Below are 16360 nucleotides of genomic sequence, written 5' to 3' on the forward strand. Positions count from 1 at the left end.
AGCAGTGAGCCCTGGTTCAGTCGGGTCTGATTCCGTCCGGTCAACAAATTCGGCAATCGGCAATCGGCACGCAGTCTGTCCATTGGGCTCGACCCCGCCGAATTGGCTGGGCATCTCGTGCCGGTGGATTGATCGTCCGCGCAGAATCGAGTCTCACTCGCTCCTTCGCCGGCAGACGCCCTGCGGCCTCACTGTGGTTCGCGCGGCAGTGTCGGCTCGATTCCTGGTTCCGCCTGTGGGGGCAGGCCGTTCTGCGGCCGTGGACCTGTTTCGGGCGTAAAATCGAAATTCAGGGACAGGCTTTCCCGCCCGATCCGGAAGAGAATTCGGAACGGAGAAACCTCTCCCCACCAGCTCATCCCGCTTTCCTGATCGAGCGCCGCCACCCGGTAGATCTCTGCGCCGGTGTGCCGATTCAACAGCAACAGGTTCAGCGTCCGCGACCGCAGGCTCGTCAGCACCAGGACCGGCCACGCTCCGGGAGGGTCCGACACCAGTCGAAAATCCTTCAATGACTGCGACCAGGCCAGCTGACGGGTGGAGCGATCAATCGCCACCAGCACTCCATCGACCGGGCACTGACTGAATTCGCGCAGTCGCTGCAGCTCGAAGCGCCGGCGATCGGTATCACGGCTGCTGGTTGCCAGAATCCATTGTTCAGGATATTCGAGCAGAGTGAACTGCCGCGCCCCCCCCGTCTCCGGGACTTCTACTCGCAGAATTTCCGTTTTCGACAGCGGGTCGAATACAGAAAGCTCTCGCTCCGGCGTCAGGAATGCCACCTGCTGTCCGTTGACACAGCTCCAGATCGTGCCTGTCGACGCAGTCTGTTTCCAGTGGACCTCATTGCTGGTCAAGTCCACGAGGCTCCATTCGAATCCGTTCTGGTCTCGACGCACCACAGGCGTGAATCGTCCCCAGTCTCCCCCCGACCGTTCGAACGAGACAATCACCCCCGCCGGGAGTGTGCTGATGCCAAGGCTCTTTCCATCGCTGCCCCGAAACAACTGCAGTTCATTCGAATCGGGAGTTTTGACGATCACGACGTGCTCATCCCCCAGAATCTCGCTTCCGGTGGGAATGTTTCGACGGGTCCAGAGTTCTCGCCCCGACAGCGGATCGATCGCGATCAGCTGGTCCCGGTGAGTGTAACACAGGAGCGACTGTGTGAGCGGCCCGACATTGCCATATTGCGGACCGCCGGGGACCCCTCCGCGCATCGTCCGCAGCCCTGGAATCATCTGCTGGGCAATAAACGAACGGCTGCCGTAGATGCGGTCTTCACCGGAATCGAGCGATCGGGTGGCGATCCGCGACGGATCGCCGGATTCCGTCAGCAGATTCACGATCACAAAATGGTCCATCAGCACGATCAGCGCGAGGTGATTGGAGACGCTGACATAACGTCCCTGCGACATCCCCGCGTAGCGGCTGTTCGCCTGCCCGGTCGGCACCTGTGCCCGATGCACTCCGTGTGCGTCCACGATGTCGATCTTGCCCCCCATCTGTTCAATGAAGAAGGTCCAGCCTTTCAACTGGGGGGAGACCGGCCCAAACAGCGGAAGCTGGTACGAAGTGTTGGAAGACTCGAACGGACGATCCTCCGTCACGTGGGCATGAGGCGGCCAACGCAGCACTGTCTTCCTCAAGGCTGTCGCCAGCGAATTCTCCCGGATCGGCTGCAGCGCGTCAGCGAGGGTGCGTCCGGGCTCCAGCTCGGTCGACGGATCGGCCGCTTCCAGTTCCAGCAGGATCCGGTCCAGCTCGTCAGCATCTTTCAGGTGAGCAGACAGTGTCGCCAGCAACAGTTTGGAGCGCAGCGAGATGGCCAGCTCCTCCGAACGGGCCAGAGCGGTGAGAATGGCTTCCCGCTGGAGGTTCAATCTGTTTCCAGAGGGAATCAGCTCCATCCGCTCCAGAACCGCCTCGGGAGCAACCCAGCTCTGCGGAATGGATGGCAGCAACCGCAAGACGAGTTCATCGGAAGCGGTCCCTTTCACCCAGGAGTCCATCGACTGCCGCAGGCTCAACCGCTCGTCGTCAGGTGCAGCCTGAAACAATTCTTCGATTCGCGCGAGCACCCACCGGCTGTCCGAGGTCGCCCACGAATTGTCGCGGTTTCTCAGTGTCTGAGCGTCGCCCAGGATTTCGAGGACATTCAGATAGGCGAGCAGCGCGCTGTTCCGCTCTCCCGAGTCCTGCAGTCCCTTGGCCGAAGACAGCAGGAACTGCAGCCGCTGCTCCGGATCCAGCGGAAGCTGTTCCAGTTCGGAAATGGACTCACGGTAGGTGGCAAAGTCGGTCCGCAGTCCTTCGAGCAGCGCCCACGACAGAACCCGCTCCGCACGCGTCTGACTTCCAGCGGCGACAGCTCGCCGGAGATCGGGGAGTCCCCCCGCCAGATCTCCCCGCTGCACCGCCAGTTCTCCACGCAGGGACAGTGCTTCCGCATGATCGGGATTCGCCTCCAGCAGGCGGGTCAGCTCCGCCATCACCGCGGCCTGAGAACGAAAGGCCGAGATGTGGGCTCCCGATTGCGAGACCAGAGTGCCGTTCGCCGCGACCAGATTGCCGGGAACTCCCCCCGATGTGACCGGAATGCGGCTGAGGAGTCGTCCGGCGGAAAGATCGATCAGTCCGATTTCCCCTGTGTCGAGTGGCTGCAGAAACTGATTCCCCATCCGCACCCCCCGACCGGAGGGGAGGGGAATCTGCACCGGTACCGGCCAGACCGGCTGACCATCCGACAGACGCAACGCCTGCACCTCACCCCGCCCCACAACGATCAGCCGGTCGTCTGCGACACACGGGGCATAGAGCATCTGCAGCCGGGGAAGATGTTGCGTCCAGACAGGCTGGCCATCTTCAACGTTCAGACAAACGAGCAGATTTTCATCGGGGGGAGTCGCAATGACATAAGTCCCCGCCACAATCAGCCGGGCGTCCATCCAGCGTTGATCATCGAGCAGTTCCTCGACGGACTCGTCGATCGAGTCATTGGTGGAGCGGAGCATTTGCATCACCATCATCCGCTGGGTATCCGACTTCTCCCGATGAACATACGGCTGGGACCAGACCATTTTTCGCCGGAGCGGATCGACGGCGGTAATGACTCCTTCGCCCGTGGGGCAAATCAGCAGACCATCGGCGTAGGCGGGCATGAGACCGGCCAGCCGCCGGCCACTGTCTTGCAACAGATCTCCCTGCGGATTCAACAGACCGACGGACCACAGCAATGATCCGGTCGCCGGATCAAGTTCGATCAGCTGGATCTGCCCCCGCTCTTCACCCATGACGAAAAGCCTCCCATCCACCGGCAGTGGCGGCCCCAGAAAGAAGATCTCGCGTGGGGCCTCCCCCATGACGTCGAGCATACTCCCCTCGGTCGAGTTCGTGCCGATCGACCAGCGCAGCATTCCGTCCGTCGCCAGATCGAATGCATGCAGCCGGTTCGAACGCTGCGGAAGCAGCATGTTGCGGGTGGAACTCTGCATGATGCGCTGCGGTGTCGTCGCCCCGACCAGTGCACAGTCCGTGATCGCATAGACCTGTTTGCCGTCCGTACTCAGCGAAGAGGAAGTCAGGTCCCGCCAGTCCCGAATGGCAGTGAAGAGATTGCGAATCTCCTCCCGCACGGGATCTTTGGCGTCCGAGGGCGAGTAGGAACCTTTGGACAGAAAGCTGAAGGTCTGATCGACGATCACGCCGTTCCACTGCAGCTTGCCCGTGTGCAGATTCAGCGCCTTCACGCTGCCTCCCCCGACTGTAATCAGGAGGTCATTCACGATCAGCGGTCTTCCCGCCGGAAAGACAGCCCGGTTTTTCCGGCTGCGGACCTTCTTTTCGATTCCGTTCGCGAGTTCACGATTGTCCTTGACCAGTTGATCGATCAGTTTCGTGTTCGGAAACAGGGCATCAAAGTCGTACTCCAGCACCAGCGGCGAACTCCACGCGTCGTCGTAGATCGCCGGAGCAAACCCTACCTGCCCGGTCTGCTGCAATCCTCCATAGGGGGTTCTCCACTCGTAGAGGGTGCCTTCCGCAGCTGACGGAATTTTCGCATCCCGGTTCGGAACGGTCAGAGCGTCGACATTCGGCGCACCGTCCGGAAAGGCGGTCGCGTGACGGGAGAGCAGCGCTGCGGCGCGCTGGGGCTGCCCCGCACGCAGCAACAGTTCGGCCGCCTCCCGCAGCAACTGCTGCCGGTCGTTCGCTGCGGGATGTTCCGCGAGCAGTTCGAGCAGACGGGCGGCATAGACTGGCTCCCCCCGGTCCCGCACGATCCGGGAAAACTCCCGGAGTCCTTTGGCTCCCGCCTCGGTCAGGCGGAATCGACGGATCAATTCCTCCAGTAAAAGCTGATCCTGATTCCGCTGCGACTCGTCGAACATCTGCTGCGCCGCCGAGCCGTAAAGTCGTTGATACTCCGCAGCCGAGCTGAGTATCAACGATTCGATCTGATCCAGGTGCGACTCGGTGACCGTCACCCCTTTGGGAATGAAAAAGTCGCTGCCGGAGTCGAGCATCTGCTGTAATGCTTCCAGACCTTCCGCCACATTTCCCGCTTCGATTGTCTGACGGGCTTTGACCAGCGCTGTCTGGGCCAGCGGGTCGCGAGGAAGTCGCAGGATATGGTTGACCCCGGGTTCCGTCCGCTCCGGCATGACCATGCCGGGGAACGGCTGAGCGACCGCCTGCCGGCCAGAGCTGTACAGGAGGGCCATCGCGAACAGCAGTCCGCTGAGCGTTCGAACTCCCTTGTGGCACCAATTCCTGCGTTGCGTTGTCATCCCCGGATTCCCTGCTGAGGGGTGGGCAGAATTCTCCTGATAAAGGATAACCATCTCCAGCCGTGGGGTCACGGTCCCCCCGCGTCATCTTCCCCGAAGCGTGAGGACGGGGAACCCCTTTGCCATCGCTCGTCCCGACAGAACGACAGGCGGGAAAGCGGAATTCGCCGGTCGAACGCCGCTAGGCTCGACGCGGACCAGAAAGAGGTTGCCCGATTGCTGCTGATGCGTTAGAACCATCCGCTTGAGCATGGGGCCAAGCCGGCCCGCCCAATGCAAGGATGCAACGGATGTTCCTCTCCGCACAGGAGTTAGCTTCAAATATCGGCGCGAGAATCCAGGGGAATGCAACCCTCGCTCTGCGCGACGTCGCCCCGCTCGAGTCGGCCGAGGCGGACGAGATTTCCTATGGGGAATCGCGCAAACAGCTCACAGCCATCACCAAAAGTGCTGCCGCGGCCGTTCTGGTCACGGAAGAAGTCGCAGCCCTGCTGACCGGCACCACGAAAACACTGCTGATCGTCGCCGAACCGCAGCGGACCTTCATTCAGGTCATGCTGCTGTTCCGTCCTCCCCGGCAACGGGCCGAAAGCGGAATTTCTCCGCAGGCACTGGTCCACCCCTCTTTTCGCTGCGGAGAGGACTGCATCGTTCATCCGGGAGCCCAGATTGCGGAAGGTGTGGTCCTCGGCAATCGCTGCGAGATCGGTCCGGGAGTCATTGTCGGAGCCGACTGCACCTTCGGTGACGACTGCCAGATCTACGCCAATGCGGTGCTCTACCCGAACGTCCACCTGCGAAACCGCGTGATCGTGCATGCGGGCGCGGTCCTGGGAGCCGACGGTTTCGGTTACCGCTTCGCTGCGGGGAGACTCGAAAAGATCCCGCATACCGGCATGGTCATTCTGGAAGATGATGTCGAAATCGGCGCGTGTGCCACCATTGATCGGGGCATGATCGAAGCGACCATCATCGGGCAGGGGACCAAACTCGATAACCAGGTGATGATCGCCCACAACTGCCGCATCGGTCGCCACAACGCCTTTGCCTCACAGGTCGGACTCGCCGGATCCTGCACCACTGGTGACTATGTCCAGATGGGGGGACAGGTCGGCGTCGCAGACCATGTCAACATCGGCAGCGGACTCAAGTTCGGCGGCAAGGCGGGAGTCATCGAAGATATGCTGGTCCCCGGCATGTATCACGGCGTCCCCGCGATCTCCGAAAAAGATGCCATCCGGAATCATCTGGTGACACTGAAACTTCCCGCGATGCGCGATCAGATCAAAAAAGTGACTTCCCAGATCGAAACTCTTCAGGCACAACTGGCGGCCTTGCTTCCCGAACAGGACCAGCGCGCCGCAGCCTAGAACGTGTTGCCCCGTTCCTCAACGTGGATTCCTGTTCTTGATCAAGTGAAATGCGTGTGATCCGGGGCAAAGGCCACTCCTCTCCGAATCCACGTACCCTGTTTTCCCTCCCGCAATTGAAGAAAGGACTTCTGTTCACAGCGACCCGTCAACGCACTCTCCGCTGACTCCTGATGAGCCGATTCCGACGCGGGCACGGAACGGAGCCAGTCAGAAGTCTTCCCGAAAACGACCGTCTCTGTAACTGAAATCCATCCCTCACGACTGTCCTGCAGCTTTGTGAAGCAGGGCCCAGTTTGTCCGTCATCATGTCCGACTCGTACCGAGAACGTCTGTTACCCATTCAGCCCCGCCGCGGCGATCGCGTCGGCCTGCTGGCGGGTTGGGGACGATTTCCGATCGTCTTCGCCCAGGCTGCCCGGCAGATGGGCTATTCCGTCCAGTGCATTGGCATCGATGGCATGGCGTCGCCGGAACTGGGCGACGTCTGCGATCATTTCCGCACCGCCCCGCTGGCCCGCATCGGCACCGCGATCAAGTTCTTCAAGAAGCGGAACGTCCTGAACGCCGTGATGGCAGGCAAAGTGGAAAAACGGGTGCTATTTGACCCGCTCCTCTTCTGGAAGCTGCTGCCGGACTGGCGGACCCTGAACATGTGGCTGCGGTTCTGTGTGAATCGCAAGGATGACACGCTGCTGCTGGCGGTGATCAACGAATTTGAACGAGACGGAATTCACTTCCGCTCCGCCCTCGACTTCTGCCCGGAGATTCTCGTGAAACACGGATTTCTGACTCGCCGCCATCCGACCCCGGCGCAGTGGCGGGATATTCATTTCGGCTGGCAGCTGGCCAAGGAAATGGGCCGTCTCGACGTCGGCCAGACCGTGGTGGTGAACGATACCGCGGTGATTGCCATCGAGGCGATTGAAGGGACGGATGAATGCATCCGCCGCGCGGGTAAGCTCTGTCGCCGCGGTAATATGTGCGTCGTCAAGGTGGCCAAACCGAGCCAGGATATGCGCTTCGACGTTCCGACTGTCGGCGTGCAGACCATCCAGACCATGCGCGAAGCGGGAGCCCGCGTGCTGGCGATCGAGACGGGCATGACCATTCTGCTGGATGAGCCCGAAGTGATCCGCCTGGCGGACAAGCTTGGCATTGCCATAGTCTCTGTAAAAGCAGAAGAATTGCATTTGCGTTCAGTTGCATAATCTGTCCAGCGCGTTTCTAATGACTCCTCGCCGGCTGCAGTGCGCTGCCGCCGGGGCCTTCCTGCAGTCACGCCAGCGACCAGACCTGCTTCCGAGCCGTTTCCCATCGACTCCTGGAACGGGTCGAAAACTTCCGATGGCGTGTCTCTTCATACGACTCGCAGACCGTCGGAATGATATGTCGCTCGAACTCAAAGATGTTCAGAAGAGCTACCGCGAACCGGGGGGGAGCACGCTGCCGGTGCTGAACATTCCCCACTTCCGTCTGCAGCAGGGGGAGCAGGTCGCCCTGCTGGGACAGAGCGGTGGCGGAAAAACCACGCTGTTGAATGTGATCGCCGGAATTACCGCACCAGACCGCGGCCACGTCCTCATCGATGGCTTTGACATTACCCGCCTGGTCGAACCGGCCCGGGATCAATTCCGCGCCGAGCGGATCGGCATCGTCTTCCAGACTTTCCACCTGCTGCAGGCCTTCACCGCCCTGGAGAACGTCCTGCTGGGAATGACCTTTTCCGGCAAGCCGAATCCCGCGTACGCCCGCAAGCTGCTGGAACGGGTCGGGCTCTCGCAGCGGATGCACCACCGTCCCAAGCAACTGTCGGTCGGTGAGCAACAACGCGTTTCCGTGGCCCGCGCCCTGGCGAACCGGCCCCGTTTAATGCTCGCCGATGAGCCGACCGCCAGCGTCGATATCGCCAATCAGGAAACCATCCTCAAGCTGCTCACAGAGACCTGCGAAGAGTTTGACATCTCGCTGCTGCTGGTGACGCATTCCCCGGAAGTTTCCACCCGCTTCAAACGGGTCGAGCAACTGAATTCGTTCAATCAGGCGGGGAGCCGACAATGAATCTGATCACCATCGCCTACAAGAGCATTCGTCAGCGTTGGCTCGCCTCGTTTCTGACCGGCCTCAGCGTGGCGCTGGGTGTCTCGTTGATGATCGCCGTGCTGATCCTCAACAATGCGGTCAAAGAGGTCTTTACCATGTCGGGCAGCGGCTACGATCTGGTGGTCGGGCCGAAGGGGAGTGACCTGCAGCTGGTGCTGAGTTCCATTTACCGGATGGACAAGCCGATCGAGAATCTCCCCTGGCGGTTCTATGAAGAGCTCAAGAACAATCCCTCTGTCTCGCGAGCCATCCCGATTGCTCTCGGCGACACCACCGAAGTCGGCGACTTCCCGATTGTCGGCACCACCCCGCGATACTTCACCACGGAGTATGTCCCGGGGAAGAAGTTTGAATTCTACCAGGGGGGCCGTGGACTCGAAGAAACCTGGGATGCCGTCATTGGCTCACAAGTCGCCAAGGTGAATGGCTGGGGTGTCGGGTCACAGTTCAAGCTGGTGCATGCCGGACAGTCCGATCACGTCCACGATGAAATGTTCACCGTCAGGGGAGTCCTGGCACCGACAGGCACGCCGAACGACCGGACCGCGTTTGTCGCGCTCGACGGGTTCTTCGAACTGGCCGGTCACGAACAGCCGATCGAAGAAGCGATCGAACGGGAAGCCAAGTTCTATGGCGAAACCGAAGACCAGATCCGCGAGCGTTACAAGAAGGACATCGAGGAAATCAAGGCACACGATCACTCCTCTCACGCCGGTCATCACCATCACCACGGTCCCCCATCGGCTTTGCAGAAAGAAGTCACCAGCGTCCTGCTGGTCATGAAAGGGGATGAACTGGAACGGGCCAACCGCGCCCTGAGCCTGCAGCAGAGACTGAAGCAGGGCTTTCAGGCTCAGGCCGCCAACACAGTGCAGGTCATGTCCCGACTGATGACGAATCTCGTCGGCAATGTTCAGCTGGCGTTTCTTTATCTGACCGGCCTGATTATCGCGGTTTCCGGCATTGGAATCTTCGTGAGCATCTACAACTCCATGGCCGAACGCAAAAAAGAGATTGCGGTCATGAGAGCACTGGGCGCCAAACGCCAGACGGTCTTTTCCATCGTCCTCCTGGAATCGGTCCTGCTCTGTGTCCTGGGAGGCCTGGGCGGCCTGCTGCTGGGACACGCACTGGTGTTCATCGCCGCTCCCATTATTGAGGACCGCAGCGGCCTGCTGATCGATCCACTCTCCTTCACAGCGCAGGAGTTTGTCATGATCCCGCTGCTGATTCTGATGGCCAGCCTCGTCGGCTTCCTGCCGGGCCTGACCGCCTACAGGACGGATGTGGCAGAAGGACTGCAAGGCTAGAGCAGGTTGAAGTGTCCTGTGCCCGCGCCGCAAGCGTTGCATTTGGTGGCATGCGGACATCCGCGTGGCGAAGACAGGACAATCATAGCCAAAATACTCCCGGGAGGACGGTGACGCGGGGCATCAGGCTGCACGACCGCACCCTCGGGGTATCACTGCGGAACGTTCGCGCGCCCCAAGGACCATTTGCCCGGTGCTGGGCTGTGCTGTGTGTATCCCGCAACGTCGCGTCTCCATGGTCAACATGACTGTTCAAAGGGGCTCCCCACTCCGGATGAAGATCCCTGCGGGCTTCCCACCGCCGTTGCCCAGTACCGAAGCCCTCTGCCCCACGCATCAGTTCTGACTGCTGGAAATGCATCCATCCCTGCAATTCCTCATGGGGTTGCAGCGCAGGGCAGCAATAGTCAGATTGTGCAGGAGCAAGTCGCGACGGGAATTTTCAACGGCAGCTTTCACTATGAGCGATCAGAATTTCGATGTCGTCGTCATTGGGACCGGCCCAGGTGGCGAAGGCGCAGCGATGCAGGCCACCAAGCTCGGCCGTTCCGTCGCGGTTGTCGAGCGGTACAAGCAGATTGGCGGCGGCTGCACCCACTGGGGGACCATTCCCAGCAAAGCCCTGCGATACGCCATCTTTCAGGCGACGACTCTGTTTCACAGCAAACTGTTCCGTGACGCCGGACTGACCAGCATTCCCGATCTGCCTGATCTGCGACGCAGTGCCGCATCGGTGATCGAAAAGCAGGTCGACATGCGGAACAGTTTTTATGAGCGGAACGACGTTCCCATCATTCACGGCCACGCCGCATTTCTCGACGCTCACACCATTGAAGTCCGTGACGAATTGGGCGGCAAGCGAATCCTCCACGCCGGGGCTTTCGTGATCGCAACGGGATCGCGTCCCTACCGGCCGGCCGATATCGACTTCAGCCATCCCCGGGTCTGTGACAGCGACACGATCCTGAATCTCAGCCATACACCCCGCTCCATCACCATCTACGGAGCAGGGGTGATCGGTTGCGAATATGCTTCCATGTTTCGCAACTTGAACTGCAAAGTGAATCTGATCAACACCCGGGACAAGCTGCTCGAGTTCCTGGACGACGAGATTATCGACGCGCTCAGCTACCAGCTGCGGGAACGAGGTGTCCTGATCCGCCACAACGAATCGTACGCCAGTGTGCAGCCGACCGATGACGGCGTCATTCTGCATCTCAAATCCGGCAAGCAGATCAAGACCGATATCCTCTTCTGGGCGGCCGGAAGGACCGGAAACACAGAAGACATGGGGCTGGAGAAGCTCGACATCAGCATCAACAAGCGGGGCCAGCTGGAGACGAACTCGGACTTCCAGACGTCGGTTCCCCACATCTACGCCGTGGGCGATGTCATCGGGCCTCCTTCACTCGCCAGTGCCGCCTATGTGCAGGGGCGCTATGCAGCCCATCACCTGATTTATGGCAGCTGCGAGCGTGCCATGATCCAGGATATTCCGACTGGAATTTACACCTCGCCGGAAATCAGTTCACTCGGTAAGACCGAACGGGAACTGACGGCCGAAGGGGTCCCCTATGAAGTGGGACACTCCATGTTCAAAAGCCTCGCCCGCGCCCAGATCACGGGTCAGACAGTCGGAATGCTCAAGATCCTGTTCCATCGCGAGACCCTGCAGCTGCTGGGGATTCACTGCTTCGGTTCGAATGCGTCGGAAATCATCCACATCGGCCAGGCGATCATGTCGCAGCCGGGCGAGCATAACACCCTGATGTATTTCGTGAATTCGACGTTCAATTACCCCACGATGGCAGAAGCCTATCGAGTGGCGGCTCTTAACGGATTGAACCGGCTCTTCTGATTGCGGCGGAGCAAGTCCGCTCAGCCGCGGGCTCGCTTCTGGAGTTCCCGCGAGTCGCCCTTGTGCAATAGCACAACAGCCGGCGACGACGGCAGACGATTCTCAAACTGCATTGTCTGATTTCAGTACATTGTTTCAGTACATTGACGCAGCAGACCGTCGGCTCGTCTTACCCGTTCGCGTGGGTAATCCACCAGTAGGTAATGCTGGTCGCAAAGGCCATGGCAGCGACCGTGTAGAGGAAGAAGATCGACAGCATCTTCCCGATCGCTGCTCCAGCTTCCGCATCATCTGCATCAAACTGCTTCACCTGCGTCGAAGTGAACGGTGCGGGTTCAGATGAGGGCAGGGGCGTCGAGTGCTCGCTCATGGGGAATTTGCCGTTCTTCGGAGGTGAGTGGAATGTCCTGGAAGATTTTGACTCGCTGAGGGCAACTTGTCGAGCGCATTCCCGACAGACCTCTATTTGTTGTATTTCAGTACATTCTCAGCTCTCATCGCAACTTCAAGCAGGATGTTCACCTGCGTGAACACTTCAGCTTGACCTCGGTTTCGGTGACTCCTAATTTAACGATCGTCTCAGGCTGCCACATGCATCGGGATGAGGCAATGCAGTGCCTCGTTTAACTGTCGCAGGGCAAGGTACCGACCAATGCAATTGTGGCGAGAGTTGCTTAATGATGAAGCAGGAGTCGTCCCGTCGTCGGAAGCTGTGGTGGTTGGCGGCGTCGCCATAGCCGGTGCGACTGTTGGCCTGCCGGCCTTGGCAAATTCGGAGCACAACCAACTGCAGGTCGGGTCCGTCAGGATCCGCAGCCTGGATCAGGGTCATTCAATTGCGGGCAGGAAAACAGCCAACGCCTGGTCGACTGGATCGGATTATCTGCAGAATCCGGTTGCGGAGACAATTGCCGAATTTCGGCACCACGCAGGAGCGAAGCCGACAATTGGACGGGCAGTGGAACAGGATGTTGCACCCTTGGCAGCGCTCTACCTAACGAGTCAGCAACCACTCGACTTGTCAGCGCCGGGCAAGTGACGAGAAGTTGAAGGTCGAAGGACATGATTCGCAAGCGACGTAATTTCGGGCAGTTCTTTCAGGCAAAACGTCACGCAGAAATTCTGGGTGAATTGGTCCAGAATTCCACAAATCCTCTGTCACTTGCTGAGCAAATTTCTACATTTAAGTTCTCTTCTGCGTTAGAAACGAACAGGGTGTGAGGGTGAACACAGGGTCTGGAATGATCGCAAGCGATTCCATCACTGCGGCGGCAGCATCTATTCAAAGCGTCGAACGACGCGAACTGATGGCATTGAATTCGTCACGAATTTATTCCATTGGTCGGGCACAACATGCGGATCTCAGGCTTCACAGCCCGCAGTCCAGCAAGATTCACGCAGTCATTTTCTGGGACGGCTGCCGTTGGCTGCTCGTGGACTGCAGTTCGAATGGAAGTTCAATCAATGGTCGGGATGCGAGGAGAGCACCTTTGAGTCATGGTGATGTGATCCGTTTTGCAGGCGAGGAAGACTTGATCTTTGTGGCGAAGAATGGGTCCGGAGGTTCTTCCGGAGTGCATATCGCTCCGCAGGCCCCTTCCATCTCCGTGGAGTCTCCGGAAGTGGCCCAGAAGTGGTCGATTCTGGGCAGTCACCCTGCCACGTGCCGGCTGCGTGAAGATGTTTCCAAGCTGGCGGAGTCATCGGCCAATGTGCTCGTGTTCGGAGAATATGGGGTTGGCAAGCGGCATATGGCCCGGGCTCTGCATCATTTCGGTCCCCGCCAGCATCGCTCGCTTCTGACCGTTGACTGTGCGGCCATCGCTCCCGAGGAAATCCGCCAGGAACTCGCCTCTTGGCTGTCGGTGATGGATGTTTCGTCCGTCGATCAGGTGCCCGGCACGGTGATTCTGGATGGCGTTGACGAACTCTCCAGCGATTCGCAGTCCGCTCTGCTCGAAGTTCTTTCCGAGAGTGGTGAGCGCCGCCGACGGGGAGATTACGGGGACCTGCCTCCCCGGTTCGTTTCGCTGGCAATGCTCGATGCCGACGGGGGTGAAAAGCAAGAACCGCAGCTGGCAGGGGAGCTCTTCTCCAAATTGTCGGTCGCTCAGCTGTTTATCGAACCGTTACGCTCCCGCCGGGACGATATCCCCGAGCTTGCCGGTTATTTCTATCACAGCTACTCATCGCGTCTCAGCCGAAACAGCCGAAACCTCTCGCACGACGCAGTTTCGCAATTGTTGGCCTACGACTGGCCAGCGAATGTGGCGGAATTGCGGAACGCAGTGGAGCGGGCGACAATGCTCTCTCAGGAACGGGAACTCGACGCCGCCGATTTTGACCGTGGCATCGGAACAATCTTGCGCGATGTCAGCCCGTTCACTGGAATGTCAATCGAAGAAGTGGAGCGGAGGCACATCGCCAACACGCTGAAGAACCTGAATTGGCGAAAATCGCGAGCGGCGCGAGTTTTAGGAATCGAAAGGTCGACTCTCGACCGAAAAATTAAACGTTACGAAATTCTGCGCGACAATGACGTTTGTGAGGATGAGTAACACGTGCCAATTCGGGAATTCGTGGAGGTCAAACCCTTTTTTTATTGACTTTCCGCAATACCTCGTGAAAAATCGGCCTAGCTGCAACGAGTCCGTAAGTGCTGCCTGTGACCCCGCCCCGCCAGCCTGAAGTGACCACCTGAGACACGAGCAATCCGAGCTGCATTTTTGCTCGGCGATCTCGGTGAGTTTGCTCCGGATTGGGTTTCTGTCGGGCGATAGAATGGATTGGGTCGTCAGTGACACTTCCGGAACATGACTTCGATGCCCGCACAGGGCTCGAACCGTCTCTGCTGGGAAGCGGTCGGAAGATACGGGAAGGGATCCCCGTGAGGCCTGCAGGTATTGCGACTCGAATTGTGAATTGGGGACATTTTCCGTTTCTGGATCGTTTGAAACTCAGTTGAGGGGAGACTGACTAATGGAGTTTTCCTTCGAGGTTAATCCTGACCTCGACATCGCAATTGGCACAGAACTGTCATACGAAGATTCACAGGACGCAGAGTTTCTGGAAGAGGATTTCGACCTCAGTGGTGTCGATCCTCTCGTGCCGACCGGTGCCAAGCCCGGCTCTGAAGACAAAGTCAAAATGCTCGCCGCACGCTATGCTGCCGGCATCCCGCTGTGGCATGACTCCGACTGCTACGACCACGGTCCCAAAGAAGCTCTCGCTGAATCCGACAGCGACGATGACTCCTACGAGCTTGATGAAGAATTCTAGAGCAGGTTGCCCTTTCCAGTGCCTGCACAAGCATTTCGCCTAGTAAAATGCTGGCGACGTGGGCGAGGGACAGGGCGATCAAAGACCAACATCCATTGCCGGCAGACCGCGGAATCTGTTGTCAATTGATCCGATTCAACTCCTGCTCAGCCGATTCGACTCTTGCCGCAGAACCCGGACACATCCCACTTCGGACCGGTGTCTGCTTCCTGGAGGCATCCGCTTCCCTGAATCTGTGGCACCGGAACCCCACCAAGCGTTTCGGCCAATTGACGACGGCATTTTTCCTTGAGAACCTGAAACCGGAGTCCGGGTCTTTTCCGGAGTCCGGTTTTTCTTTTCCGTCACATCGGCCTGCTCACGCCGATGTGCCCCAGCAGCAGCAGCAGCGACAGAAATATGATCGGCATCATCGACTACAGCATGGGGAATTTGAGAAGTGTACAGAAAGCCCTCGAACACCTCGGCCAGCCCGCTGAAATCCTGACTTCGCCGCAGTCGTTCCCTCAACTGGAGGGGCTGATTCTCCCGGGGGTCGGGGCCTTTCGCGATGCCATTCACGAACTGCATCGGCAGGACTTCGTCTCCCCCCTCAGAGACTACGTCGCCAGCGGTCGGCCCCTGCTGGGGATCTGCCTGGGAATGCAGCTGCTGTTCGATTGCAGCTATGAAGACGGAGAATACGAAGGACTGGGCCTCGTCGCCGGGGAAGTCGTCCGTTTCCGCCCAGAACCGGGACTCAAAATTCCACACATGGGCTGGAACGAAATCGCTCCGGTCATTCCGCACCCTCTCTTCCAAGGGATCGAACCGGGAGACAGCGTGTACTTTGTCCACAGCTACCATGTCGTCCCCCGGAATTCCGCGGTGACGGCAGCGCAGACCACCCACGGCAGCCAGACCTTTGCGTCGATCATCGCCCAGGACAACATCGTCGCCATGCAGTTTCATCCGGAGAAGAGTCAACAGGTTGGGCTTCGGCTGCTGCAGAACTTCGCCGAGCTCGTCCACGCCACGGCATAAGCATTGCGACTGTCGATTACTTCATGCCGCGCAGGGGGCGTACTCATCCCCCGAAATGCGAGCCAGTCGCAGTCCGACAAAGCAACCAGCCTTCGGACCAGGTGTGGAGCGATCTCACCACCTTCGCAACGCGGCCACAGTGGCGAAGCTCGCAGGCAAAATCGACCGTCCTCGGCAGAGACCGGAAGACTGGGGATTCGGGGAGCAACCGGATCGGCTATACTTGGCAGGACCTGCGACCATGAGTCATGCCGGTCCATCAACCGGCAAATGGCGAGTCGCGCCAGTTGACGGACTCGCCTGCCTGAGCAGGTGTCGGGGACATTCCAGAAGGGATCGGGGAACAGAATGAAGCGAGTGACCTGCGGCAGACTGGCCGGATTCAGCGCAGCCTGGTTCGGAACAACAATCGCCTGGGGACACCCCGGCCACGGCACCGTTCCGAGCGAATCCCCTCTGCATTACATCGTGGAGCCGATTCACGGATGCCTGGTCCTGGCTGCCCTTGCAGCGGGTCTCGCCCTGTGGGCTTTTCGTCTGCGCAAGCTCCGGCAGCAGTCGGCTCCGGTGCGGATTCGCGAACGCAACGGGACATCCGAGCACTGAACATTCAGCGGCAGCAGTCTG

12 protein-coding genes are annotated in these 16360 nt (G+C 59.3%); 10 read left to right on the forward strand and 2 right to left on the reverse strand.

What is annotated here, in order from left to right; genetic code table 11:
* Positions 1 to 188: 188 nt before the first annotated feature.
* Entirely contained in the window at positions 189 to 4790 is a 4602-nt protein-coding gene (locus SH664x_RS13460; RefSeq protein WP_437201712.1) for an outer membrane protein assembly factor BamB family protein, read from the reverse strand.
* A gap of 290 nt (positions 4791 to 5080) precedes the next feature.
* Between SH664x_RS13460 and lpxD the strand changes: the two genes are divergently transcribed.
* The 5 genes from lpxD to sthA all read left to right on the forward strand — a co-directional run bounded on the left by lpxD (position 5081) and on the right by sthA (position 11431).
* Positions 5081 to 6160, forward strand: a complete 1080-nt coding sequence (gene lpxD, locus SH664x_RS13465; RefSeq protein ID WP_437201713.1) for a UDP-3-O-(3-hydroxymyristoyl)glucosamine N-acyltransferase — start codon at positions 5081 to 5083, stop codon at positions 6158 to 6160.
* A 308-nt stretch (positions 6161 to 6468) separates the two neighbouring features.
* Positions 6469 to 7371, forward strand: coding sequence for an LpxI family protein (locus SH664x_RS13470; protein ID WP_437201715.1), 903 nt, complete (start codon positions 6469 to 6471; stop codon positions 7369 to 7371).
* Between the two features lie 178 nt (positions 7372 to 7549).
* Entirely contained in the window at positions 7550 to 8221 is a 672-nt protein-coding gene (locus SH664x_RS13475) for an ABC transporter ATP-binding protein (RefSeq protein WP_437201716.1), read from the forward strand.
* Complete coding sequence (locus tag SH664x_RS13480) at positions 8218 to 9573, forward strand: ABC transporter permease (RefSeq protein ID WP_437201718.1); 1356 nt, start codon at positions 8218 to 8220, stop codon at positions 9571 to 9573. The genes SH664x_RS13475 and SH664x_RS13480 overlap by 4 nt, the downstream gene beginning before the upstream one ends.
* Before the next feature lie 460 nt (positions 9574 to 10033).
* Positions 10034 to 11431: a Si-specific NAD(P)(+) transhydrogenase gene (gene sthA / locus SH664x_RS13485; RefSeq protein ID WP_437201720.1), complete on the forward strand. Its 1398-nt coding sequence runs from the start codon at positions 10034 to 10036 to the stop codon at positions 11429 to 11431.
* A gap of 169 nt (positions 11432 to 11600) precedes the next feature.
* On the opposite strand, the gene SH664x_RS13490 is transcribed toward sthA, so the two are convergent.
* Positions 11601 to 11801, reverse strand: coding sequence for a hypothetical protein (locus SH664x_RS13490; RefSeq protein ID WP_437201722.1), 201 nt, complete (start codon positions 11799 to 11801; stop codon positions 11601 to 11603).
* A gap of 282 nt (positions 11802 to 12083) precedes the next feature.
* On the opposite strand from SH664x_RS13490, the gene SH664x_RS13495 reads away from it, so the two are divergent.
* The 5 genes from SH664x_RS13495 (at position 12084) to SH664x_RS13515 (ending at position 16339) form a co-directional block, all read left to right on the forward strand.
* Entirely contained in the window at positions 12084 to 12470 is a 387-nt protein-coding gene (locus SH664x_RS13495) for a hypothetical protein (RefSeq protein ID WP_437201724.1), read from the forward strand.
* Positions 12471 to 12738: 268 nt separating this feature from the next.
* Complete coding sequence (locus SH664x_RS13500; RefSeq protein WP_437207230.1) at positions 12739 to 13989, forward strand: sigma 54-interacting transcriptional regulator; 1251 nt, start codon at positions 12739 to 12741, stop codon at positions 13987 to 13989.
* A gap of 421 nt (positions 13990 to 14410) precedes the next feature.
* On the forward strand, positions 14411 to 14710 hold the full coding sequence (locus SH664x_RS13505; RefSeq protein ID WP_437201726.1) for a hypothetical protein: 300 nt from the start codon (positions 14411 to 14413) through the stop codon (positions 14708 to 14710).
* 399 nt (positions 14711 to 15109) lie between these two features.
* Positions 15110 to 15733, forward strand: a complete 624-nt coding sequence (hisH, locus tag SH664x_RS13510; protein WP_437201727.1) for an imidazole glycerol phosphate synthase subunit HisH — start codon at positions 15110 to 15112, stop codon at positions 15731 to 15733.
* A 348-nt stretch (positions 15734 to 16081) separates the two neighbouring features.
* Positions 16082 to 16339, forward strand: a complete 258-nt coding sequence (locus tag SH664x_RS13515; RefSeq protein WP_437201729.1) for a hypothetical protein — start codon at positions 16082 to 16084, stop codon at positions 16337 to 16339.
* Positions 16340 to 16360 lie beyond the last annotated feature (21 nt).

Source organism: Planctomicrobium aquicomposti (assembly GCF_051466325.1).
Taxonomy (GTDB): Bacteria; Planctomycetota; Planctomycetia; order Planctomycetales; family Planctomycetaceae; genus Planctomicrobium.

Coding starts and splice junctions, on each gene's coding strand:
- SH664x_RS13460 (WP_437201712.1), bottom strand. CDS start 4,790: ATGACAACGCAACGCAGGAATTGGTGCCACAAGGGAGTTCGAACGCTC.
- lpxD (WP_437201713.1), top strand. CDS start 5,081: ATGTTCCTCTCCGCACAGGAGTTAGCTTCAAATATCGGCGCGAGAATC.
- SH664x_RS13470 (WP_437201715.1), top strand. CDS start 6,469: ATGTCCGACTCGTACCGAGAACGTCTGTTACCCATTCAGCCCCGCCGC.
- SH664x_RS13475 (WP_437201716.1), top strand. CDS start 7,550: ATGTCGCTCGAACTCAAAGATGTTCAGAAGAGCTACCGCGAACCGGGG.
- SH664x_RS13480 (WP_437201718.1), top strand. CDS start 8,218: ATGAATCTGATCACCATCGCCTACAAGAGCATTCGTCAGCGTTGGCTC.
- sthA (WP_437201720.1), top strand. CDS start 10,034: ATGAGCGATCAGAATTTCGATGTCGTCGTCATTGGGACCGGCCCAGGT.
- SH664x_RS13490 (WP_437201722.1), bottom strand. CDS start 11,801: ATGAGCGAGCACTCGACGCCCCTGCCCTCATCTGAACCCGCACCGTTC.
- SH664x_RS13495 (WP_437201724.1), top strand. CDS start 12,084: ATGCAATTGTGGCGAGAGTTGCTTAATGATGAAGCAGGAGTCGTCCCG.
- SH664x_RS13500 (WP_437207230.1), top strand. CDS start 12,739: ATGGCATTGAATTCGTCACGAATTTATTCCATTGGTCGGGCACAACAT.
- SH664x_RS13505 (WP_437201726.1), top strand. CDS start 14,411: ATGGAGTTTTCCTTCGAGGTTAATCCTGACCTCGACATCGCAATTGGC.
- hisH (WP_437201727.1), top strand. CDS start 15,110: ATGATCGGCATCATCGACTACAGCATGGGGAATTTGAGAAGTGTACAG.
- SH664x_RS13515 (WP_437201729.1), top strand. CDS start 16,082: ATGAAGCGAGTGACCTGCGGCAGACTGGCCGGATTCAGCGCAGCCTGG.